Here is a 22,310-nt window from a genome sequence, read left to right as displayed (position 1 = left end):
CCGTGCCCCTCCTCCCCATCATGAGCCGCCCTGTTCCATCAAACCCATTTGATGTATTGTCCGGGGATGGCACCCGAGCCGCCCGCCTTCGTCCGCTTGGCCGCGCACCCGCTGCGGTGGGCGCTGCTGACCGCGCTGGCCGGCGGCGACCTGCGCGTGCGCGAGCTGGTGGACCGTGCCGGTGAGCCGCAGAACCTGGTCTCCTACCACCTGCGGCTGCTGCGCGACGGCGGGCTCGTCACCACCACGCGCAGCAGTCACGACGGCCGCGACACCTACTACCACCTGGATCTCGACCGCTGCGCCGCCGCGCTCGCCGGGACCGGCGCGGCGCTGCACCCGGCGTTGCGGCCGGAGCCGCCGGCTTCGCCGTCCGGGCGGATCGCCGTGCTGTTCGTCTGCACCGGGAACAGTGCCCGCTCCCCCATCGCCGAAGCGTTGCTGCGCCGGCGCGCCGGCGGGGCGGTGACGGTGACCAGCGCGGGCAGCCACCCCAAACCCGAGCTGCACCCCGACGCCGTGCGGGTGCTGGCCGAGGAGTTCGGCATCGACGTCGGCGGGCAGCGGCCGCGCCACCTGGACACGGTCGCCGGGCGCCGGTTCGACCACGTGATCACGTTGTGCGACAAGGCCCGCGAGACCTGCCCCGAGTTCCCGCACCACCCGCGCCGCCGCCACTGGAGCATCCCGGACCCGGCGACGCCGGGCGGTCCCGGCTACGGCGCGTTCCGGCGCACCGCGGCCGAGCTCGACACCCGCGTCCGGCACCTGCTGCCGGATCTCGTTGCGGCACGAGAAAAGGAGGTCCAGCCGTGACCGACCAGTACGCCAGCGTCCGGTACGTCGTCGACGACGTCCCCGCGGCCATCGAGTTCTACACCACCCACCTCGGCTTCGAAGTGCGCATGAGCGCGGCGCCCGCCTTCGCCGACGTCGTCCGCGGGCCGTTGCGGCTGCTGCTGTCCGGCCCCGCCAGCTCGGGCGCCCGCGCCACCCCGGCCGACTCCTCGAGCGCGGGGCGCAACCGCATCCACCTCGTGGTCCCCGACCTCGACGCCGAGATCGCCCGCCTGGCCGACGCCGGCCTGGCCTTCCGCGGCGAGGTCGTCGCCGGTCCGGGTGGGCGGCAGATCCTCCTGGCGGACCCCGCCGGCAACCTCGTGGAGCTGTTCCAGCCCGCCCGCTGACCGGCCGTCCGCCGCTACGCTGCGGTGCCGTGCAGGAAACGCGTCTCGACCTCGCCCGGATCCGGGCCGCTCGCCGGCTGATCGACCCGGTCTTCCTCGACACCCCGCTGTACCGGTGCGAGGCGCTGGAGCCCGCGCTCGGGTGCGCCGTGAGCATCAAGCTCGAAACGGCGAACCCGGTGCGCAGCTTCAAGGGCCGCGGCACCGAGGTGGTCGCGAGCGGGCTCGGCTCGCGCGCGGCCGTGTGCGCCAGCGCGGGCAACCTCGGGCAGGCTCTCGCCTGGTCCGGACGCGGCCGGGGGCTCGACGTCACCGTCGTCGCCTCCCGCCACGCGACGGCGGCCAAGCTCGAGCGCATCCGCGCGCTGGGCGCCAAGCTGGAACTCGTGGACGGCGACCACGAACTGGCTCGCGAGCGGGCCGCGGCGATCGCGTCGGCCGACGGCATCCGGCTGGTCGAAGACAGCCTGGACCTGGAGACCTGCGAGGGCGCGGCGACCATCGGCCTGGAGCTGGCCGAGGCCGCGACGGCGTTCGACACCGTCCTGGTCGCCCTCGGCGGCGGGGCGCTCGCGACCGGGGTGGGGCACGTGCTGAAGGCACTGGCGCCCGGCACCGAAGTGCTCTGCGTCCAGCCGCTGGGTGCGCCGGCGATGACGCGCTCCTGGCACGAACGGCGCGTCGTCACCACCGAGACGACCGACACGATCGCCGACGGCGTCGCCGGACGGCGGCCCATCCCCGAGGTCCTGGCCGACCTCCTCGTGGTCGCGGACGACGCCGTGCTGGTCCGGGAGGCGTCGATCACGGCCGGGATGCGGCTGCTGCTCGACCACGCGGGCCTCGTCGTCGAACCCTCGGCGGCGCTGGGCATCGCGGCGATCCTCGAAGACCGCGACCGCTTCGCCGGGCGGCACGTGGTCACGATCGTGTGCGGCGGCAACGTCGACCTGGCCGCCTACCACCGCTGGGTCGGCGTCACCTGACGAAGACCGGGTTCACCGCAGGGCGTCACGGCCGGCGTCGAAGCAGCGCAGCGCCGCCCCGGTCGCCGCGGCCACGGTGACCTCGAAGACCTCGTCCTCCGCGCACCCCGCGGCGAGCAGGCTCCGGACGTCGTCGTCGGTGATCCGGTGCGAGGCGTCGCGGACCAGGGCCGCGTAGGCGTGCCACGGGTCCGCCAGGCCGTCACCCGTCGCGGCGGCCCGGCGGAGCTCGGGACTCGTGTGCGCGGGCTGGTCGAAGACGCTCGCGCGGAGGTCGCCGTGGTCCTCGCCGAGCAGGAAGCCCGGGAACCGGTAGCCCGCCCGGTGCAGGGCCCGCGTGCCCGCCTTCAGCTGCCCGTCGAGCAGCTCGAAGCCGAACGCGTTGGCGAGCCGGTTGACGATGTTCCACACCAGGTTGACGCGCAGGGCGTCGAGCACCGCCTGGCCGGGCAGGTCCCGGACCGGCGCGGGGTCGGCGTCCGCCGCTCGCGACACGTCTTCGAGGAACCGTTGCACGGCCAGCAGTTCCGGCCGCGCGCCCGCCGGGTGGTCGGGGTCGATCTCGCCGTGGCCGGCGATCCGCGTCAGCTCGGCGTGCGTGACGACGCAGAACGGGCACTCGTGCACCCGGGCCGTGGCCATCGCGAGGTACTCGCGTTCGCCCGCCGTCCAGAAGGACTCGCCGCGCATCGCGGGCGCGGTCAGCTCCAGCAGCGGCCGGGTCAGGAACTCCGGCCGGTACAGCAGCATCTTGACGATGTCCGGGCTCGGGACGCGGGAAAGCCGCGCCGTGGCGGTGAGGAACAGCCGGGCCCGGCGCCGGTGGCCGTGGTCCAGAACGGACAGTCGCATCAGGACTCCAGTTCGTGCAGTCGGCGGTCGAGGAAGCGGCGGTCGGGCGGCGCGGGCGCCAGTTCCCGGGCCCGCCGGTAGGCCGCGACGGCGTCGGCCCGGCGGCCGAGGCGGCGCAGCAGATCGGCGCGAGCGGCGTGCCACAGGTGGTAGCGCGCCAGCCCGTCGATGCCCTCGACGAGGGCGAGCCCGGCTTCGGGGCCGTCGGCCATCGCGACGGCCACGGCGTGGTTGAGGGCGACCACGGGGGACGGCGCGATCCCGCGCAGCTGCGCGTAGAGACCCGCGATCCGCGCCCAGTCGGTGTCGCCGGCCGTGCCGGCCTGGGCGTGCTGCGCGGCGATCGCCGCCTGCAGCTGGTACTGCCCGACCGTCCCGCGGCGCAGCGCCCGCCCGAGCACCCCGAGCGCTTCGGCGATCTCGGCCCGGTCCCAGCGCGTGCGGTCCTGGTCTTCGAGCAGGACGACGTCCCCGTCCGGCGTGAAGCGGGCCGCCGACCGCGAATCCTGGAGCAGGAGCAACGCGACCAGGCCGAGGGTTTCGGGCTCGTCCGGCATCAGCGCGGCCAGCAGCTTCGCCAGCCGGATCGCCTCGCGCCGCAGCTCGGCCGGCTCGTCCCCGCCGGACGGCGACGCGTAGCCCCGGGTGAAGACGAGGTAGATCACCGTGAGGACGCCGGACAGCCGGTCGGGCAACAGGTGGTCCGGCGGGACGCTCAGCGCGATGCCCGCGTCCCGGATCTTGCGCTTGGCCCGCACCAGCCGCTGCGCCAGCGCCGGCTCGGCCACCAGGAACAGGCGGGCGATCTGCGCCGCGGTCAGCCCGGCGACGGCCTGCAGCGTCAGCGCCACCCTCGCGTCCTCCGCCAGTGCCGGGTGGCAGCACGTGAAGAGCAGGCTCAGCCGGTCGTCCCCCACCTCGGCGAGCCGGTCGTCCGGCAGGTCCACCGTCCTCACCCCGCTTTCGCCGGCCGCGAGCCGGGCGAGCTTGGCCCGTCCGACGCGGGCGCGCCGGATCCGGTCGACAGCGCTGTTGCGCGCCGCGGTCAGCAACCAGGCCGCGGGGTCGTCCGGGACCACGGGCCCCCACGCCCGCAACGCCTGGGCGACGGCGTCCTGCAGGGCGTCCTCGGCCAGTTCGAAGTCGCCGAGCACCCGCACCAGCGCCGCCAGCAGCCGGGCGCGGTCGTCGCGGTAGACCCGTTCGACGACCGTCGCCGCGCGATCAGCCATCGGCGGCCCGCGCGGCCCGGTGGTCCAGCCCCGGCACCCCGGCGACCGGGCGGACCTCGACCGAGCCCTGCGCCGCCATCGGACACAGGGCGGCCAGCTCGAGCGCTTCGTCGAGGTCTCGGCAGTCCAGGACGTACACCCCGCCGAGGTGCTCGTGGGTCTCGGCGAACGGCCCGTCGGTGATGAGCGTCCGGCCCTCCCGCACGGTCACCGTGGTCGCGGTGTGCTCGCCCTGCAGCGGGTGCCCGGACACGAAGACCCCGCGGCGCCGGCATTCGTCCGCGAAGGCGTTGACCGCGGCCAGCGCCTCCTCGAACCCGGGGTCGTCCGGCTCCGGCCGGTCGCAGTCGTGGATCAGCAGCATGTACAGCACGTGCCCTCCCAGGCCGCGTCGTGCGGTGTCGGTCGAAGAGGATGACGAACAGCACGACCGTAACTCGACAGCCCGGGCCGGACTCGCCGGAAATCGGCATTCCTGCAGCACCCGCTGCAGGTTGTTGCCAGTACCCGGCGCAGTTACCCTGGGTCCGTGGCCGATCCGAGCAACCTCGACGACCTCGACTACCCGGCCTACACCACCGGGCAGGTGGCCACGCTGCTCGGCGTGCAGGAGGCGTTCCTGCGCAGCCTCGACGCCGCGAGCCTCGTCCGGCCCCACCGCTCGGACGGCGGCCACCGCCGCTACACCCGCCGTCAGCTCGCGTTCGTGCTCCGCGTCCGCGAACAGCTCGACGACGGCCACACCCTCGCCGCGGCCGCCCGCATCCTCGGCCTGCAGGACGAGCTCACCGCCGCCCACACCGAAATCGATCTCCTGCGCGCCGAGCTCGCCCGCCGCGGCGACGCGTAGCCGGCCCGATTCCCCGCAAACCCCGCGGCGACGCGTTGTGGCCGGTCCGAGGCGGTTCTAGGCTGGCAGCATCACGGTTCAACCCCGAGCCATCCCCTGGTCACCTTTCCGCGGGAGGGTGGGTCCGACCATGTCCACGGCCGATGGTGCGCGTCCCGGCAGGCTGACCGTGTCCCGGTCCCACGGCGACCCCGCCGTCGTGGCACTGGACGGGGAACTCGACAGCGAAACCGTGCTGCTCATGGCCCGCGCCGTCGCGCAGAGCCTGGCGCAGGACCCCGCGCCCGAGGTCGTCGTGCTCGACCTCGCCGGCGTCACCGCGCTGACCGGCGCCGGCATCCGGGTCCTGCTGCACGCTCGCGACCACGTCGCGCGCTGCCGGTGCACCCTCCGCCTCACGACGCCCCGGCACCCGGCCGCGCGCCAGGCGCTGCGGATTTCCCGGCTGTACGCCACTTTCGACGTCTACGCCGACCGCCGCGCCGCGCTCGACGCCGGTGACCGGCGCTCGTTCCTGGAGCTCGTCCACCGCCTGTGGGTCCCGGAGCCCTGACCGGCGGTTAGTGCCCAGAAATTACCAAAGGTAAGTTCTGCTGCCGTCTTGACTTTACCAATGGTCAGGAGGAGAGTCTCGGCCACCTGATTCGTCTAGACCAATCGGCGCTCCCCGCGGTACGGCCATCCCCAGGAGGAGACCCATGTCCCGCAGAATCCGGACCACCACAGCAACCTTGACGAGCCTCGCGACGATCGCCGCCACCGCCCTGGTCCTGTCCGGCGGCGCCGACGCCAGCCCGGCGGCCCCGGCGGCCGGCTGCGGCGTGCTGTTCGACGACTTCCACTACGCCTCGCCCACCGACTCCGCATTCGGCGGTGCCGGCTGGACCACGCGCAACGACGTCGGCAGCCCCGGCGTGCCCGGCGCGCGGTGGCTCACGAGCAACATCACCTTCCCGGCGGTGAACGGCGAGCGCGTCGCCCAGCTCGCCGCCACCACCGACGGCAGCGCGGCCGGCACGACCCACGCCGAGCTCTACCAGAACCAGCTGCGGTTCTTCGAAGGCACGTACGCCAGCCGGGTCCGCTTCACCGACGCGCCGGACAGCGGCCCCGACGGCGACCACGTCAACGAAACGTACTTCACCATCTCGCCGCTGCGGTACGACCGCGATCCCCTCTACAGCGAACTGGACTTCTCCGAGTACCTGCCGAACGGCGGCTGGGGCGGCTCCCAGGCGAACTACCAGACCAGCTGGTACACCTACTGGAACAGCCCGACGTGGGACGGCCTGCGCACGTCCACCGCGCAGAACCGCAGCATGGCCGGCTGGCACGACATCGTCACGCAGGTCTCCGGCGGGCACGTCAGGTACTACATCGACGGCGTGCCGACCGCGGACCACACCACCGACGCCCAGGGCAACCCGGTGTACCCGCGCACGCCGATGTCGATCAACTACAACATGTGGTTCATCGACACCGCCGGGCACACGAGCGGCACCAGTGCCTACACCGAGCAGGTCGACTGGACCTACTACGCGGGCAACCAGGTCGTCTCGCCCGCGGACGCCGTCGCGAAGGCCGGGCAGTACCGCACCGCCGGAACGTCCCATGTGGACACCGTGACCGGCTGCACCACGCCGACCACCCCGCCGCCGACGACGCCGACCACCGCCACCGCCCCGACGACGCCCACGACCCCGACCACCCCGGCCCAGCCCGCCGACTGCTCGACGGCGGCGGAGTGGGACTGGGGCACGGTGTACCTCGGCGGCCAGCGGGTGAAGCACAACGCCCACCTCTGGCAGGCGAACTGGTGGACCCAGGGTTCCGAACCCGGGCTCACCGCCCAATGGGCCGACCTCGGCCACTGCTGACCTCCCCCCGCCGCGGCCCGTTCGCGGGCCGCGGCGGCCCGCCGCCCTCCCAGGAGTTCCCCGTGCGCAGACGCACCCTCGCCGCCGCACTGGCCGTCGCCGCCGTGACCGCCACCGCCTGCGGCACCGACACCCCCGCTCCCGCCGCCCACGGCGGCGAGCTCACCGTCTGGCTGATGAACGGCGACCTCAGCGACAAGGCCACCGCGGCGATCGGCGCCGCGTTCGAGAAGGCCACCGGCGCCAAGGTCACCGTGCAGATCCAGGAATGGGACAACATCAACACCAAGATCAGCACGGCGCTGGCCCAGGACACCACGCCGGACGTCATCGAGATCGGCAACACGAACGTCCCGCTGTTCGCCGCCAACGGCGCGCTCACCGACCTCACCCCGCACCGCGACGAGCTCGCCGCGGGCCACACCTGGCTGCCCGGCCTGTCCGGACCGGCCACTGTGGACGGACACCTCTACGCCGCGCCGCTGTTCGCGGGCAACCGCGCCGTCATCTACGACAAACAGGTCTGGGCCGACGCCGGCGTCACCGCCCCGCCGAAGACCTTCCAGGAACTCACCACCGCGCTCGGCAAGATCAAGGCGAAGCACCCCGCGGCGGACTACTCGGCGTTCCACTTCCCCGGCCGCTACTGGTTCGGCGCGCTCCAGTTCGTCTGGGACGCCGGCGGGCAGATCGCCACCCGGAAGGACGGGAAGTGGGCGGGCGCACTCGAAAGCCCGGAGGCGCAGAAAGGCCTGCAGGCCTGGAAGGACTTCCAGAACGCCTACTCCTCCGCCGCGTCCCGCAACGTCGACACGAAGGCCCCGGACCAGGCCGCGATCTTCTCCGCCGGCGGCGCCGGAGCCATCCTCGACACGAGCGTCAACACCGTGGTCAAGAACAAGCCCGAGCTGAAGGACCGCCTGGGCACCTTCCCCTTCCCCAGCGCCACGCCCGGCAAGACGCAGCCGGTGTTCCTCGGCGGGTCCGACCTGGCCGTCGCGGCGAAGAGCCGCAACCAGGACCTCGCGCTCGCCTACCTCAAGGCGGCGACCGATCCGGCGGTGCAGCGCGAGGCGATCGTCGGCATCGACGGCTGGACGCCGGTCTCGACCGAGCTGATCGACCAGGTCACCCCGACGCTGCCCCCGCTCAACGCGGCCTTCGCCACCGCGGCGAAGACCAGCGTCGCGACCCCGGCCGCCCCCGGCTGGGCGACCATCGAGAGTGACAAGTCGATCAACACGTTCTTCGCCGACATCGCGACCGGGCGGCGGCCGATCGCCGACGCCGCACGGGACTTCGACGCGCACCTGACCGAGGCGCTCAACGCCCGCTGACCGGCGGGGTGGCCCGGCCGACTGCCGTCCCCACCCGGGCCACCCCGCCCCCCTTCGCGAAGGAGTTCCCCTTGCTGCTGGTGAAGGCGCCGACACCCGCGCCCGGAAGAACCACCCCGCGGCGCCGGCGGCGCACCCTGCTCCCGTACGGCCTGCTGCTGCCCGCGGCCGCGCTGCTCGGGCTCGTCCTGGGCTACCCGCTGGTCCGCCTGGTCGTCATCTCCCTGCAGGAGTACGGCCTGCGGTCGCTGTTCACCGGGACGACGAGCTTCGCCGGCTGGGACAACTACGCCGAGGTGCTCGGCGACGACCAGCTGCTCCCGGTCCTCGCCCGCAGCGTCGGGTTCTGCGCGGCCCTCGTGACCGGCACGCTCGTGATCGGCTTCGGCGTCGCGCTGCTGCTGCGGCGCCTCGGCCGCGGCATGCGCACGGCCGTCACGCTCTGCCTGATCGCGGCCTGGGCGCTGCCGAACGTCGCGTCCACCCTCGTCTGGCAGTGGCTCTTCCAGCCCGGGTACGGCGTGGTGAACTGGCTGCTGACCCAGGCCGGCTTCGGAGACCTCACCCAGCACGACTGGACCAAGTCGCCGGCGTCGGCGTTCACGCTCGTCTGGCTGCTGGTCGTGTGGCAGTCGGTGCCGTTCGTCGCGCTCACGCTCCACGCCGGCCTGTCCCAGATCCCGCGCTCCTACTACGAAGCGGCCGAGCTGGACGGCGCCGGGCCGTGGCGGATCCACCGCACGATCACGCTGCCGTTCCTGCAGCCGATCCTGGGCCTGGTCACCATCCTCTCGGTGATCTGGGACTTCACCGTGTTCAACCAGATCTGGATCCTCACCCAGGGCGGCCCGGACGGCGGCACCACGACGCTCGGCATCTGGACGTTCACCCGGGCCTTCAGCCGCAACGACTTCGGCCAGGGCGCGGCGATCGCCGTCGTCTCGGTCGCGCTGCTCGTCGGGATGACCGCCCTCTACGTGCGCCGGCTCGTCCGCTCCGGGGAGGACCTGTGATGCGCCGGATCGGCCGCAACACCGCGGCCGCCGTGTTCTGCCTCGTGTGGATCTTCCCGGTCTACTGGATGGTGCTCACGGCGTTCAAGCCCGCGGGCGAGATCCTCAGCCCCACCCCCGAGTTCCTGCCGTTCGACGTCACGCTGGACAACTTCGCCGACGCGCTCGCCAAGCCCGGGTTCGTCCAGGACCTGGCGAACAGCGTGGTGGTGGTCGTCGTGGTCGTCGCGCTGTCCGTCGTGGTCGCCTTCCTCGCCGCGACCGCGTTGACGCGCTTCCGGTTCTTCGGGCGCCGGAGCTTCCTCATCGGCGTGCTGGTGCTGCAGATGGTGCCGGTGCCGGCCCTGGTCATCCCGCTGTTCCTCGGCCTCAAGAGCGCGCACCTGCTCGACACGCTGTTCGGGCTGATCCTGACGTACGTGGCGCTCGTGCTGCCGTTCACGATCTGGACGCTGCGCGGGTTCCTGCACGGCATCCCCGTCGAACTGGAGGAGGCGGCGATGGTCGACGGCGCGACGCGCGGGCGCGTGATGCGCTCGGTCCTGCTGCCGCTGGTGCTCCCCGGGCTGATCGCGACCAGCGTGTTCGCGTTCATCACCGCGTGGAACGACTTCCTGTTCGCCTACGTGATCATGAAGGACAGCTCGGGGTACACGCTGCCGGTCTGGCTCGTGTCGTTCAGCACGAGCACCGGCACCGACTACGGCGGCCTGATCGCCGCGTCGACGCTGTTCGCGCTGCCCGTCGTCGTCTTCTTCGCGCTCGTGCAGCGCCACCTCGTCGAGGGCATGACCGCGGGCGCGGTGAAGGGCTGATGCTCATCCCCCACCCCGCGCGGCTCACGCGCCGCGCCGGTTCCTGCGTGCCCACCGGGATCCTGGCGGGCCCCGGCACCCACGGCCCGGCCCGGCTGCTCGCCGCGTACACCGGTCTCCCGCCGGTCCACAACGGACCGGTCATCCGGCTCGCGCGGGAACCGGGGCTCGGGCCGGAGGAGTACACCCTCGAGGTCACGCCCGACCACGCGCTGCTCACCGCGTCCACGGACGCGGGCCTGCTGGCCGGCGTGCAGACGATCCGCCAGCTGTCTGCCGGGATCCTGCCGTGCCTGACGATCCGCGACGCGCCGCGCCTGCCCTGGCGCGGGGTGCTGCTCGACGTCGCGCGGCACTTCATGCCCCTGGGCTTCCTCCGCGAGTTCGTCGACCTCCTGGCGCTGCACAAGTACAACGTCCTGCACCTGCACCTCACCGACGACCAGGGCTGGCGGGTCGAGATCGGCGGCTGGCCCCGGCTCACGGAGGTCGGGGCCCGGCGCGCCGAGTCGATGGTCGGGCCCGCGGGCAGCGGCGTCTTCGACGGCGTCCCCCACGGCGGCTTCTACACCCAGCGGGAGCTGCGCGAGCTCGTCTCCTTCGCCGCCGAGCGCGGGGTGCGGATCGTGCCGGAGATCGACTTCCCCGGGCACGTCCGCGCGGCGCTGGCCGCCTACCCTTCGCTGGGCAACCGGCCGGAAACGCCACTGCCGGTGTGGACGGAATGGGGCATCAGCCCGGACATCCTCGGCGTCCACGACGGCGCGTTCGCCTTCTGCCGCGACGTCCTCACCCAGGTCGCGGACGTCTTCCCGGCGCCGTACCTGCACATCGGCGGCGACGAATGCCCGACGGTCCAGTGGGAAACCAGCCCGATCGCGCGGGAAAAGGCCGCGCGGCTGGGGTTGCGCACCACCGCCGAACTGCACCCGTGGTTCCTCGGCGAACTGCACCGCGTGGCCGCCGGGCTCGGCAAGCAGGCGGTCTGCTGGGACGAAACCGGGCACGCCGCGGGACGGCTCCCCCGGACGTGGTCGTCACGGCCTGGCGCGACGCCGCCCACGGCGCGCTCGCCGTCGCCCGCGGCCACCGGGTGATCATGGCCCCGCACACCTCGACCTACTTCGACTACCGGCAGAGCGAGGAGGACGGCGAGCCACCGCGCGAGCCCGTGACGACACTGGAAGACGTCTACCGCTTCGATCCCCTGGCGGGCGGCCTGCCGGTCGCCGACGGGACCGCGCCCGGCATCCTCGGCACCCAAGCACAGCTGTGGACCGAGCACGCCCCGACCCCCGACCACGTGCGGCACCTGGCGTTCCCGCGGCTGTGCGCGCTGGCCGAGCGGGCGTGGTCGCCACCGGACCGCGGCTATGCTGACTTCCGCCAGCGCCTGGCCGGTCACCTCCACCGGCTGCGCGCGCTGGACGCCCTGCCGAAGGAGCGCGTCCGGTTCGCCGGCGCGCTCGGAGTACCTGGGAAGACGGTGCCTTGACCGCTGTGCCATCCGGGGCTTCGCCCCAGGCCGGGGGCTCCGCCACCCGGAGCCCCCGAAAAGAAGGTGTGCCATCCGGGGCTTCGCCCCAGGCCGGGGGCTCCGCCACCCGGAGCCCCCGAAAAGAAGGTGTGCCATCCGGGGCTTCGCCCCAGGCCGGGGGCTCCGCCACCCGGAGCCCCCGAAAAGCCGCCGTGCCATCCGCGGCCGCACCCCAGGCCGGAGGCTCCCCCACCCGGAGCCCCCGAAAAGAAGGTGACGAGCCGGCGGACCGGCCGCCCACCGTGAAGCGCGACCGCGTCCGGCGGCACCTGCTGAAGGTGATCGAGAACGCCGGCCCCGGCACCGGGCTCGCCTCGGAACGGGAACTGGCCGCGGAGCTGGGCGTCTCCCGCCCGACCGTCCGGGCGGCCATCGACGAGCTGACCCGCACCGGGCTGCTCGTGCGCCAGCGCGGCCGGGGCACGTTCACCAGCCCGGACAAGGTCACCCAGGAACTCGCGACCGGGCTCGCGGTCCCGCCCGCGGAAGGGCACTGGACCAGCCGGGTCGTCGCGTTCGCGGTGTCCCCCGCCTCGCGGTCCCTGGCCGCCGAGCTCGAACGGGAGCCGGGAACGCCGGTGCTGCGGGTGACCCGGGTCCGGCACGTCGACGACGAGCCGATCGCGATCGAGCGGCTCGCGCTGCCCGCCTCTCTGGTGCCCGGCCTGACGCCGGCCGACCTCGAATCGGGCAACTTCTACCGGCTGCTGCGGGAACGCTTCGGGATCGTCGTGCAGGACGCGGTGCAGACCATCGAGCCCGCCGTCACCAACCCGGAGCAGGCCGAGCTGCTCGAGATCGCGGTGTACGCGCCGATCCTGCACATCGAGCGGCTGACCCGCGACACGACGGGCCGGGTGGTCGAACTGACCCGCTCGGTGTACCGCGGTGACCGTTACCGCATCACGTCGAAACTGCGCTTCGACGCCGAATCCGGGTAGAACCGGGAAATAGATCTTCACCGGGGAACGCGAACGCTTATTTAGCGTGTCCTCGTTACCCGATCGAGTGAACGCCTGGGAGCGTTCGGGTGACCGCCGCGCCTGAACCCCCTCGTCACGACAGGTGCGCACCGCGGCGCGCGGACCGGAAACTGCGCTGTTGGTTTCGCCTTTTCGGCGCCCGGGTGAGAGCACTTCAACGCACTGCGGGCGCGGCATAGGATTTTCCTTCGGCCGGGAAAACGATTCCCGGCCCCTTCCACCGCAAAAGAATCGAGGACCTTCCATGCGAAGACGCATGCTGGGGGCGGTCCTGCCCCTGGTGCTCGTGACGGCCACCGCCGCGCCCCTGCCCGCGGCCGCCGACCCCGCGCCGGCCGCGGTCTCGGCGCTGACGAAGTCCGTGCAGGGCACGGGATCCCCCGCCGACCACGGCGCCACCGCGAACTGGGTCGTCGGCTACGAGGACCACGCCACCACGACCGGCGCCGCGACCATCACCGACGCCGTCGGCGCCGGCCAGGCCTTCCAGCCCGGTTCGCTGCACGTCCCGCCCGGCTGGACGCCGGAGTGGTCCACCGACGGCAGCACCTTCACCGGCACCGAACCGGCGTCCGGGGTCACCGCCGTGCGGGCGGTCGACCCCGTCTCCGGCCCCGACGCGACGTCGCTGTCGGGCTCGCTCACCCCGCCCGTGCAGGCGGTCACGACGGCGACCGGCGGCGACGGCTTCACCCCGATCCTGTACCGCACCCCGGCCGGGGTGCTGCAGGCGTGGAACATCTACCACCACCTGGGGGCCACGTCGCCGAAGGTGGTCTGCACCGATCTCGCCACCGGGCAGCGCTGCCCGGGCGGGCCGTGGCCGAAGGTGCTCAACACCGCGCCCGGCCCGCTCGGCACCCTGGGGGCCGGGGACATCGCCAGCACCATGGTCGAGCAGTACGTGCGCGACCCCGCCGCGCCCGCGAAGGTCTACTACCCCGCCGTCACGGCGGCTTCCGTCGGCGTCGCCTGCCTCGACATGGCCGCCTCGGCCAACTGCGGGTACTGGGCACTGGCCGCCGTCGGCGGGTCGCCGCCGGTGCGCAGCATCACCGGGTTCGTCGAAACCGCAGGCAACCTGTACGGCCTGGTCAGCAGCGGCGCGCTGGTCTGCTGGACGATCGCGACGCAGAGCGCCTGCGGCGGCCAGCCGTACGCGCCGATCGCACCGCCCATCAACACCAACCAGACGTACGTCTACGGCGCGCTGGACGTGGTGGCGGGCAAGGTGTTCGCGTCGTCGTCCGACCCCAACACCGCGCAGCAGCCGTCACTGGGCTGTTTCGACCCGGCGACGGCCACGGCGTGCGCCGGCTGGGCGTCCTGGCGGCCGACCGGCCCGGCGGGGAACTTCACCTACAACGCCTACACGGCCTTCGACACGGCCGGCGCCCCGGTGGGCGTGTGCTCGTCGACGACCGGCGGCACGAACGTCACGACGTGCTTCGCGCTCGACGGGTCGGCGTTGCCGGCACCGCCGCTCGCGGCCGCGTTGCCCGGCGGGGTGTACGTCTTCGACCCGGAGGTGGTCACCGACCCGAACGGGCACGTGCGCAGCTACCTCCCGATCTGGAACGGCGGCTACCCGGGCGCGACGTTGTGCCACGACTGGACGACGGCGTCGGCGTGCGCGGGCCTGCCCGGCCCGATCGCGCACCCGGACGTCAACGGCGGCGCCACCCGGGACTACGGCTACACGTACGACCCGCCGTCGGGCTGCTTGATCGGCCTGGGCGACGCGGGGGTGCTGTTCTCGATGGATCCCGGCACGGGCGCGACCCCGTGCGTCCGCTCGGGCGGGCAGGTCACGCTGAAACCGGCTGATTTCTACTGCGACGGCGGAAGTCACGTCCAGGGTTACACGGCCGCGCGGCTGACGGGCGTCGACCCGGCGAACGTCGACTTCGCGGCGTCGCGGGTCACCGTCGTGGACCAGGACGGGGTGGTCGTGCCGACGCCGGGCTTCGCGCCCGACGGTTCGGTGGACCTCACGGGCGTCTCGGTGGCGGCCCACCCGTCGATCACGGTGACGACGACGCTGGTCCTGCACAGCGGGGCCGGCTTCAGCGGCTCGCTGGTCGTCGACTACGCGGGCGACGCACCCCAGCTGTGCTTCCGCACGACGATCGCCGCGGACTGCGCGGTGACGGCGGTGGCCAACACGGCGACGGGCACCGATTCGACGGGCACGTTCACCTCCAACACGGTGACGCTCCCGGTCGCGCCGGGCGCCGCCTGCACGCCGAAGGTCAAGGTGGACAAGCAGATCTGCACGTCGTCCACGGCGGCCAAGTGCGGCCCGGGCGGGTCCGGGCCGTGGGCCAAGCAGGCCGGGGTCGGGCTGCTCGGCCTGCTGAACGCCACGGCGTACTGGCGGATCACGGTGACGAACGAGGGCCCGGTGGGGATCACCTCGGCGAGCGTGGTGGACAGCGTGGAGCCGTCGTGCCAGACGGGTCCGTTCACGCTGGCGGCCGGGCAGTCGAAGCAGGTGTACTGCTCGACGTACGCGCTGCTGAGCCTGTTCCCGATCACCAACCAGGCGAAGGTGAGCTACCTGCCGGTGAACGTGCCCGCCGGAACACCGCCGTCCCACACGGCGTGGTCGTCGGCGAAGGCCTGTTCGCTGCTGTGCATCCTCTAGGGAGGTGAGGTGACGGCCCGCGGGGAGTCTCCCCGCGGGCCGTCCTCATCGGACGGTGACGGCGTCGCGCAGCTGCCGTCGTGAGGTGATCCCGAGTTTCCCGAACACCTTGCGCAGGTGCCACTCCACCGTGCGGGGGCTGAGGAACAGGCGCGTGCCGATCTCCGGGTTGGAGAACCCCTCGCGGGCCAGCCGGGCGATCTGGGCCTCCTGCGGGGTCAGCTCGCCGGTGACCTCGGCCGTCCGCTTCCGCGCGGTTTCCCCGGTCGCCAGCAGTTCGCGCCGCGCGCGGTCGGCGAAGGCCTCGAGCCCCATCGCCGTCAGCGTTTCGTGGGCTGTGCGCAGGTGTTCGCGGGCTTCGGCCCGCCGGCCTTCGCGGCGCAGCCATTCGCCGAACAGCAGGTGGCCGCGCGCCAGGTCGACCCGCAACGGCGTGCCGGTCAGCAGGGTGATCGACGCGCGGTGGTGCCGCTCGGGGTCTTCGCCGGCCAGCGCGCGCAACCGGGCTTCGAGCCCCTGGGCCCACGCTGTCGGCGTCGCCCGGGCCCGGGTGGCGACCCGTGCCAGCGCCGCGGCGACGAGCTCGTCGTCGCCCGTTCTCGACGCCGCTTCGGCCAGTTCGACGGTGGCGAGCGTCTGGTGGCCGACGGCGTCGCGCTCGAACACCCGGCGGGCGGCGTCGCGGGCGGCGTCGTGGCGGCCGAGACCGTTGCCCAGCACGGCGTTCGCGTAATCGGCGAACGCCACGACCCGGCCCTGCCCGCGCGCCGCCGCCTGCTCCGCCGTGGCCGGGATCAGCTCGGCCGCCGGGGCTTCGCGGCCCCGCAGCGCGGCGAGCAGGATCGCGCTGTAGCCCACCGGCGGGCTGCCGGTCACCTCCGCGAGCAGGCGGTCCTCCCCGACCAGCGTCTCGGCCGCGGCCAGGTCGCCGGCCAGCAGCTCGTGGTTGGCGAGGAAGTTGAGCGCGAACTGCAGCTGGACGAGCGCGCCGGTGTCCCGCGCGAGCCGCACCTGGCGCTCGGCGAACGCGCGTCCGGACGCGAAGTCCAGGACCTCGGTCGCCAGGGTGCCCCCGGCCCGGTTGCCCAGCAGCCACAGCACCCGGCCGGCGTCTTCGGTACCGGCGTCGAGGGCGCGCACGGCTTCCAAAGCCGCGGTCAGCAGGGGTGCCGCGGCCGCGTAGCCGTCGGTGAGGCGGGTCGCGAGCGCGTCCAGCACGAGGTCGGCGGCCCTCGGCGGCACTCCGGCCGGGGGCGCGGCGCGCGCGGCCTCGGCCGCTTCGGCCACCCCGGTCCCGGCCCAGATCGCCGCCCCGAGCGCTTCCAGGTACGTCTCCCGCGCCACGTCGGCGTCGAGCGGCGCCAGCCCTTCGGCCGCGCGCAGCAGCAGGCGGGCGGCGTCGCCGCCCCGGCGCTGGTCGAACGCGATCTGCCCGCGCAGGCGCTCCGCCTCGGCGGCGCGCACGGCGTCCGGCGGACCGGCCTCGGCCGCGCTCAGCAGCCCGAGCGCGGCTTCGAGCGCGCCCGCGCCGCGTTTCGCCCGGGCCGCGGCCAGTTCGCGGCGGGCGCGGCGCGCGGGATCGGGCGTGAGCGTCGCCGCGTGTTCGAGGAAGGCGGCGGCCGCGACCAGCCCGCCGCGGGCCTGCGCCCGGCCGGCCGAGCGCTCGAGGTCGGCGGCGACGTCTTCGTCGGGCGCGACCGTCGCCTGCGCCCGGTGCCAGGCGCGGCGGTCCGGGTCGACGCCCGCGTCGGTCACCGCCGCCAGCGCGCGGTGCACCGCCTGCCGGTCGCGGGCCGGCGCGGACCGGTAGACCGCCGAGCGCACCAGCGGGTGCCGGAACCGGATCCGCGGGCCGAACTCGATCAGCCCGGTCGTCTCGGCCGCGGCCGCCGGGTCGGCGCCCAGCCCGAGCTCGCCGGCCGCGCGCCACAGCAGGGTGGCGTCGCCGAGCGGCTCCGCGGCGGCGGTCAGCAGCAGCCGCCGGGTGTCGGCGGGCAGCGGGTCCAGCTGCCGGAGGAAGCACTGCTCGAGCCGGCCGGCCAGCGAGTCGGCGCCGGTCCGGCCGAAGCCGTCGGCGAGCTCGGCGCCCGTCCAGGCCCGCGGCAGCTCGACCAGGGCGAGCGGGTTGCCGTGGGTCTCGGCGACGATCCGGTCGCGGACGCGGGCGTCCACCGGGTCCTTGAGCACGGAGTCCAGCAGCAGCCGGGCCTCCGGCTCGGCCAGCCCGCCGACGGCGAGGTCCGGCAGGCCGCCGAGGTCGAGCTCGTCCGCGGGGTCCCGCACCGCGATCACCAGGGCGATCCGCTCGGCCAGCAGCCGCCGGGCGACGAAGGCGAGCGTCTGCGCGGAGACGCGGTCGAGCCACTGGGCGTCGTCGACGAGGCACACCAGCGGCCGCTCGTCGGCCACTTCGGCGAGCAGGGTCAGCACGGCCAGCCCGACCAGGAACCGATCCGGCGGCTCACCCGCGGCGCGGCCGAACGCCGTCGCGACGGCCATGCGCTGGGGAACGGGCAGGTGCCCGATCCGGTCGAGGAACGGCGCGCAGAGCTGGTGAAGCCCGGCGTAGGCCAGTTCCCGTTCGGACTCGACACCCGCGGCCCGCACGACCCGGCATCCCGTGGCCCGCGCCGCGAGGTCGTCCAGCAGCGCGGTCTTGCCGATCCCCGCCTCGCCACGGAGGACCAGCGCGCGGCCTTCCCCCGCCCGGGCGCCGGCGAGGAGGCGGTCGAGCGCCGCGCGTTCGCCGCCCCGGCCCACCAGCTCAGCCACCGTCCCGCCTCCCGCCGTGCGTGCCGGAACAGTACCGGGCCACCGGGGCACGGGCCGGGGGTCGGCCAGGGTGTTTCCCTGGGGCGAGGGACCCCGCCCGGGGGCGATGGTGGTCGCAGGCGGCAGGACAGCCGCCGGACACCAAGGGAGTTCCGATCATGGACATGAAGCTCGAAATCGCGGTCGTCCCGGTCTCCGACGTCGACCGGTCGAAGCACTTCTACAAGACGCTCGGCTGGCGCGAAGACGCCGACTTCGCCGGGGAGAACGGCTTCCACGTCGTGCAGCTGACCCCGCCGGGGTCGCCGGCGTCGGTCATCTTCGGCAGCGGCATCACCTCCGCCGCCCCGGGGTCCGCGCGGGGCCTCTACCTCGTCGTGGACGACATCGAAGCGACCCGGGCCGAGCTCGCCGGGCACGGGGTCGACGTCAGCGAGGTGTTCCACGACGCGGGCGGGGTGTTCCACCACGCCGGCACCGAGGCGCGCGTCGCCGGCCCGGACCCCGAGCGGCGCAGCTACGGCTCCTTCGCCGAGTTCCACGACCCGGACGGCAACACCTGGCTGCTGCAGGAGGTCACGAAGCGCCTGCCCGGCCGCGTCGACGGCGTCGCCTACGGGTCGGCGGCCGAACTGGCCGAGGCCCTGCGCCGGGCCGCCGAAGCCCACGGTGAGCACGAGAAGGAGCTCGGGTACGAAGACCCCGACTGGCCCGGCTGGTACGCCCGGTACATGACCGGCGAGCAGGACGCCTGACCGCCGCGGTGGGCGCGCGGGCCGTCCCGCGCGCCCCGCGTCACACCAGGACTTCCTCCTCCGCCGGGACCTCGGGCTCGATCGCCGGGGCCATCAGGACGGCGCAGAGCGGGACCGCCATCGCGATCGCCGCGATGACGAACACCGGGAACAGGAACGAAAAGACCTCGATGCCCGCCGGGTCCGGGGCGGCCATGTCCATCTTCATCCGGACCGCGGCCATGCCCGTGTAGTGCATCCCCGTGACGGCCGCGCCCATCACGAACCCGGCGAGCAGCCGCAGGGACAGCCGGTCGAGGAAGACGGCGAACCAGAGCGCGGCCGTCGCCGCGACCACCGCGATCACCACCGACAGGGCCACCAGCAGGCCGTCGTAGCCGAAGTCGCCCTTCACGCGCAGGGCCGACATCCCGGTGTAGTGCATGACGTTGACCGCGAGGCCGGTGATGAGCCCGCCGAGCGCCAGCCGCCACCAGCCGAACCGGGCGCGGCCGCCCACGACGAGCAGGCCGGCGAACACCGCCGCCACCGACAGCAGGGCCGAGAGCACCGTGCGGAAGACGTCGTAGCGGACCGGCATCCCCGGCGTGCTGAAGCCGAGCATCGCCACGAAGTGCATGAGCCAGATGCCGACGCCGCCGATCGAAACCGCCGCCAGGACCAGCCAGCGGACGCGCAGCCGGTCACTCGCCGCGTGGCGCGCCTGCACGGCGCAGGCGAGTCCGAGCGCGCAGCCGACCACCGAGGTCAGGTAGGCGAGCACGAGCAGCCAGTGCCCCAGCGCGAAATGCTCGGCGTGGTCCATGGTGGATCCTTCCTTCAGAGGTCGCGCAGGCCGTGCAGCACGCGTTCCATCAGGTCGTGGCGCTCGTCCCAGCCGGAGACGTCGGCGAGGGTGTCGCGGACGACCACCAGCCGCTGCTCCATCAGGTCCGAGACGAGCACGCGGACCACGCCGAGCGGCAGCGCCAGCAGCGCGGCGATCTCCATCAGCGACCGCGGCCGCACACACAGCTCGGTGACCTGCGCCTGCGCGCTCGTCGAGTGGTAGTAGGCCTCGGCCCGGCCCTCTTCCGTGGTTTCGACGAGCGCTTCCACGGCCAGGTCGACCGACGGCGCCGTCCGGCCTTCGGTCCACGCGTAGGGGCGGGCGAGCGCCGGGCTCCGGCGGGGCTCGCCCTCCCCCGGCGCGTACCCGGTCACCGCCGGTCCTGGGCCACCGGCATCTCGCGCGCGGGCACGTCGACCTTCCGCCCCACCCGCTCGACCAGCATGGTCATCTCGTAGCCGACCAGCCCGATGTCGCAGCCGGTCGAGGCGAGGACGACGAGGTTCGAGCCGTCACCGACGCTCATCAGCAGCAGGAACCCCTGCTCCATCTCGATCACCGACTGCACCACCCGGCCGGCGGTGAACAGCTCCGCGGTGCCGAGCGACAGGCTGGAGAGGCCGGCCGCGATGGCCGCCAGCTGGTCGGCGCGCTCGCGGGGCAGGGTGTCGTCGGCCGCGACGAGGAGGCCGTCGGCGGACACGAGCACCGCGTGCGCGACCCCCGAGACGTCCTGGACGAAGCCGTTGACCAGCCAGTTCAGCGTGGCCGTCCGCTCGGGCGGCGCCGGGGAACCGGGCAAGGCCGGCGCCCGGGACGCCTCGGCTCCGGGTACGCGCCGGTGGTGCACGTCGGGAAGGTCCGTCATCGAGGCTCCACTTCGTCCTTTCCGGATTCTTCGGCGCGCGCCGCGGTCTGCTGCCGGGCCGCGCGCATGCCCTGGTAGTGCCGAGACAGGCTGCTGCGGACGGCGGCGGGATCCCGGAAGACGCCCCCGGTCTCCTCCGCCCCCGCGGGACGGCGGCGCCGGGCGCGAGCTGGGCCCCGGGCCGCCGGGCCGGCAGCCCGGCATCGGTCAGCTTCTGCGCGGCGGAGGGCTGGAGAGCGCTTTCCGCGGCTTGCCGCGTCCGGTCGGCCGGGGTGTCCCAGCTGCCCACCCGGGTGGCGGTCGTTTCGGTGGCGGTGGGAGATGCCGGTGTGGCCGCTCGGCTTCGGGGGTCCACGGGCTCGTCGGCCGAGGTGGGCCAGCCGAGCGGCTGGGCTGCTGCGGGGTCTTCGGTGGCGGTGGGCGACGCCGGTGCCTCGGGGAAAGCGGGCCGCTCCGCCGAACGCGGCGCCTCGGGCGCGGTCAGGCGAGCCACCGACCCCTCGGCAAAACCGGGCCGCTCCGCCGAACGCGGCGCCTCGGGCGCGGTCAGGCGAGCCACCGACCCCTCGGCAAAACGGGGCCGCTCCGCCGAATGCGCTCCGGTGGTCGTCTCCGCCGAGGGCGCCCGCTCCGGCCGAACCACCGGCAGCTCCACCGAAGGAGGCCAATCCACCGCCTGCGACCCCGAAGCCGCCGCCGGCTCGACCCGTGTGCTCCTCCGGACCGGCTTCGCGACCGGCTCGGTGAACCAGCTCGTCACGACCTGCTCGAAGATCGGTGTCGAGGCCTGGGCGGGCACCACCGGTGGCCGGGGGTGGCCGTTGCGGCGCGCCGCCGCCGGTTCCGTGGCCAGGCGGCCCGCGCCGATCGGGCGGGCGAGGTCGGCGATGACCAGCGCGCCCGGCACGTGCACGCTCGCCGTGACTCCGCCGTGCCGCACGCCCGGTCCCGTCGCGCGCAGCCGGACCGTCACCCCGTGCAGGGCCGCGAGCCTGCCGACCACGAACAGGCCCATCCGGCGGGTCGTCTCCGGGCCCACGGTCGCCGCGGCGGCGAGCCGGTCGTTCACCGTCGCGAGCTCCTCGGCCGTCATGCCGAGGCCCTGGTCGACGACCTCGATCAGCAGCCCGCCGTCGGCGCCGCGGTCGGCCGTCAGCGCGACCTTGTGCTCCGGCGGGGAAAACCGCGTCGCGTTCTCCAGCAGCTCGGCGAGGATGTGCACCACGTCCGCGGCCGCTTCGGGCTGCACCGAGCTGCGCGGCGCGTTGCCGAGCGCCACCCGCCGGTAGTCCTTGACCTCCGACGTCGCCGCCCGCAGCAGGTCGCGCGTGGGCACCGGTTCGCGGCCGTGCCGGACCGGCCGTCCGCCGGCCAGCACGTGCAGGTTCTCGCCGTTGCGGCGCAGCCGGGTCGCGATGTGGTCGATCCGGAACAGTTCGTCGAGCCGGCGCGGGTCCTGCTCCCCCGCTTCGAGGTCCTCGATGATCGTCAGCTGCTGCTCCACCAGGGACTGGCTCCGCCGCGACAGCGTCATGAACATCTCGCTGACCTGCTTGCGCAGCTCGGCCTGCTCGACGGCGAGCCGGACCGCCTGGCGGTGCATGGCGTCGAACGACCGGGCCAGCTGGCCGATCTCCTCCTCGGTCCGGACGCCGACCTCGGGCACCTCGCGCCAGTCGACCTCCGCGCCGTCCCGCACCTTCCGCACGGTCTCCGGCAGCTGCTCGTTCGCCGCGCGCAGGGCGGCCGCGCGCAGCCGGCGCACCGGCG

21 protein-coding genes and 1 pseudogene are annotated in these 22,310 nt (G+C 74.0%); 14 read left to right on the top strand and 8 right to left on the bottom strand.

Annotated features, from left to right (window positions below; all coding sequences use genetic code 11):
* Positions 1-66: 66 nt before the first annotated feature.
* Genes ACH54P_RS00440 through ACH54P_RS00430 form a run of 3 tightly spaced genes read left to right on the top strand, consistent with a single transcriptional unit; the run spans position 67 to position 2,173 of the window.
* Positions 67-816 carry an arsenate reductase/protein-tyrosine-phosphatase family protein gene (locus ACH54P_RS00440; protein WP_489910279.1) on the top strand — a complete coding sequence of 250 codons (750 nt, stop codon included), beginning with the start codon at positions 67-69 and terminating at the stop codon, positions 814-816.
* The gene (locus ACH54P_RS00435) at positions 813-1,187 is read left to right on the top strand and encodes a VOC family protein (RefSeq protein ID WP_489910278.1); all 375 of its coding nucleotides are present in this window, start codon (positions 813-815) and stop codon (positions 1,185-1,187) included. Before ACH54P_RS00440 ends, ACH54P_RS00435 begins: the two co-directional genes overlap by 4 nt.
* Before the next feature lie 29 nt (positions 1,188-1,216).
* On the top strand, positions 1,217-2,173 hold the full coding sequence (locus ACH54P_RS00430) for a threonine ammonia-lyase (protein ID WP_489910277.1): 957 nt from the start codon (positions 1,217-1,219) through the stop codon (positions 2,171-2,173).
* 12 nt (positions 2,174-2,185) lie between these two features.
* Here the strand turns inward: ACH54P_RS00430 and ACH54P_RS00425 are convergent, their stop codons facing one another.
* The 3 genes from ACH54P_RS00425 to ACH54P_RS00415 are packed head-to-tail and all read right to left on the bottom strand — an operon-like array spanning position 2,186 to position 4,630.
* A complete protein-coding gene (locus ACH54P_RS00425; protein ID WP_489910276.1) occupies positions 2,186-3,025 on the bottom strand; it encodes a carboxymuconolactone decarboxylase family protein in 840 nt (279 codons plus the stop codon).
* Positions 3,025-4,257 carry an RNA polymerase sigma factor gene (locus ACH54P_RS00420; protein WP_489910275.1) on the bottom strand — a complete coding sequence of 411 codons (1,233 nt, stop codon included), beginning with the start codon at positions 4,255-4,257 and terminating at the stop codon, positions 3,025-3,027. The genes ACH54P_RS00425 and ACH54P_RS00420 overlap by 1 nt, the downstream gene beginning before the upstream one ends.
* The gene (locus ACH54P_RS00415; RefSeq protein WP_489910274.1) at positions 4,250-4,630 is read right to left on the bottom strand and encodes a YciI family protein; all 381 of its coding nucleotides are present in this window, start codon (positions 4,628-4,630) and stop codon (positions 4,250-4,252) included. The genes ACH54P_RS00420 and ACH54P_RS00415 overlap by 8 nt, the downstream gene beginning before the upstream one ends.
* 156 nt (positions 4,631-4,786) lie before the next feature.
* On the opposite strand from ACH54P_RS00415, the gene ACH54P_RS00410 reads away from it, so the two are divergent.
* The 10 genes from ACH54P_RS00410 (at position 4,787) to ACH54P_RS00365 (ending at position 15,316) form a co-directional block, all read left to right on the top strand.
* Positions 4,787-5,107: a MerR family transcriptional regulator gene (locus ACH54P_RS00410; RefSeq protein ID WP_489910273.1), complete on the top strand. Its 321-nt coding sequence runs from the start codon at positions 4,787-4,789 to the stop codon at positions 5,105-5,107.
* Positions 5,108-5,237: 130 nt separating this feature from the next.
* Positions 5,238-5,660 carry an STAS domain-containing protein gene (locus ACH54P_RS00405; RefSeq protein WP_489910272.1) on the top strand — a complete coding sequence of 141 codons (423 nt, stop codon included), beginning with the start codon at positions 5,238-5,240 and terminating at the stop codon, positions 5,658-5,660.
* 145 nt (positions 5,661-5,805) lie between these two features.
* Positions 5,806-6,984 carry a carbohydrate-binding protein gene (locus tag ACH54P_RS00400; RefSeq protein ID WP_489910271.1) on the top strand — a complete coding sequence of 393 codons (1,179 nt, stop codon included), beginning with the start codon at positions 5,806-5,808 and terminating at the stop codon, positions 6,982-6,984.
* 62 nt (positions 6,985-7,046) lie between these two features.
* The gene (locus ACH54P_RS00395) at positions 7,047-8,321 is read left to right on the top strand and encodes an extracellular solute-binding protein (RefSeq protein ID WP_489910270.1); all 1,275 of its coding nucleotides are present in this window, start codon (positions 7,047-7,049) and stop codon (positions 8,319-8,321) included.
* An 80-nt stretch (positions 8,322-8,401) separates the two neighbouring features.
* Complete coding sequence (locus ACH54P_RS00390; RefSeq protein WP_489917069.1) at positions 8,402-9,334, top strand: carbohydrate ABC transporter permease; 933 nt, start codon at positions 8,402-8,404, stop codon at positions 9,332-9,334.
* Positions 9,331-10,149, top strand: coding sequence for a carbohydrate ABC transporter permease (locus tag ACH54P_RS00385; protein WP_489910269.1), 819 nt, complete (start codon positions 9,331-9,333; stop codon positions 10,147-10,149). Before ACH54P_RS00390 ends, ACH54P_RS00385 begins: the two co-directional genes overlap by 4 nt.
* Complete coding sequence (locus ACH54P_RS00380) at positions 10,149-11,246, top strand: beta-N-acetylhexosaminidase (protein WP_489910268.1); 1,098 nt, start codon at positions 10,149-10,151, stop codon at positions 11,244-11,246. Before ACH54P_RS00385 ends, ACH54P_RS00380 begins: the two co-directional genes overlap by 1 nt.
* Complete coding sequence (locus ACH54P_RS00375; protein ID WP_489910267.1) at positions 11,180-11,644, top strand: family 20 glycosylhydrolase; 465 nt, start codon at positions 11,180-11,182, stop codon at positions 11,642-11,644. Before ACH54P_RS00380 ends, ACH54P_RS00375 begins: the two co-directional genes overlap by 67 nt.
* Before the next feature lie 284 nt (positions 11,645-11,928).
* Positions 11,929-12,627 (top strand): GntR family transcriptional regulator, encoded by a 699-nt coding sequence (locus ACH54P_RS00370; protein WP_489910266.1) that lies wholly within the window; start codon positions 11,929-11,931, stop codon positions 12,625-12,627.
* Between the two features lie 286 nt (positions 12,628-12,913).
* Positions 12,914-15,316 carry a DUF7617 domain-containing protein gene (locus ACH54P_RS00365; RefSeq protein WP_489910265.1) on the top strand — a complete coding sequence of 801 codons (2,403 nt, stop codon included), beginning with the start codon at positions 12,914-12,916 and terminating at the stop codon, positions 15,314-15,316.
* 45 nt (positions 15,317-15,361) lie between these two features.
* On the opposite strand, the gene ACH54P_RS00360 is transcribed toward ACH54P_RS00365, so the two are convergent.
* Positions 15,362-18,088, bottom strand: a complete 2,727-nt coding sequence (locus ACH54P_RS00360) for a helix-turn-helix transcriptional regulator (protein ID WP_489910264.1) — start codon at positions 18,086-18,088, stop codon at positions 15,362-15,364.
* Positions 18,089-18,246: 158 nt separating this feature from the next.
* Here ACH54P_RS00360 and ACH54P_RS00355 point away from each other — a divergent pair, with 158 nt between their 5' ends.
* The gene (locus ACH54P_RS00355; protein WP_489910263.1) at positions 18,247-18,843 is read left to right on the top strand and encodes a VOC family protein; all 597 of its coding nucleotides are present in this window, start codon (positions 18,247-18,249) and stop codon (positions 18,841-18,843) included.
* Between the two features lie 40 nt (positions 18,844-18,883).
* Here ACH54P_RS00355 and ACH54P_RS00350 read toward each other — a convergent pair whose 3' ends face one another.
* The 4 genes and pseudogenes from ACH54P_RS00350 to ACH54P_RS00335 all read right to left on the bottom strand — a co-directional run.
* Positions 18,884-19,648, bottom strand: a complete 765-nt coding sequence (locus ACH54P_RS00350; RefSeq protein ID WP_489910262.1) for an MHYT domain-containing protein — start codon at positions 19,646-19,648, stop codon at positions 18,884-18,886.
* A 14-nt stretch (positions 19,649-19,662) separates the two neighbouring features.
* Positions 19,663-20,046, bottom strand: coding sequence for a DUF742 domain-containing protein (locus ACH54P_RS00345; protein WP_489910261.1), 384 nt, complete (start codon positions 20,044-20,046; stop codon positions 19,663-19,665).
* A complete protein-coding gene (locus ACH54P_RS00340; protein WP_489910260.1) occupies positions 20,043-20,540 on the bottom strand; it encodes a roadblock/LC7 domain-containing protein in 498 nt (165 codons plus the stop codon). Before ACH54P_RS00340 ends, ACH54P_RS00345 begins: the two co-directional genes overlap by 4 nt.
* Positions 20,541-21,501: 961 nt before the next feature.
* Positions 21,502-22,074: pseudogene (locus tag ACH54P_RS00335) on the bottom strand (sensor histidine kinase); the annotation flags it as partial.
* Positions 22,075-22,310: the final 236 nt, after the last annotated feature.

The sequence above is a fragment of the Amycolatopsis sp. N2S4-7 genome, from assembly GCF_058119595.1.
Note: the sequence above shows the minus strand (reverse complement) of the source record. Positions and strands in the feature narration are given on the sequence as shown.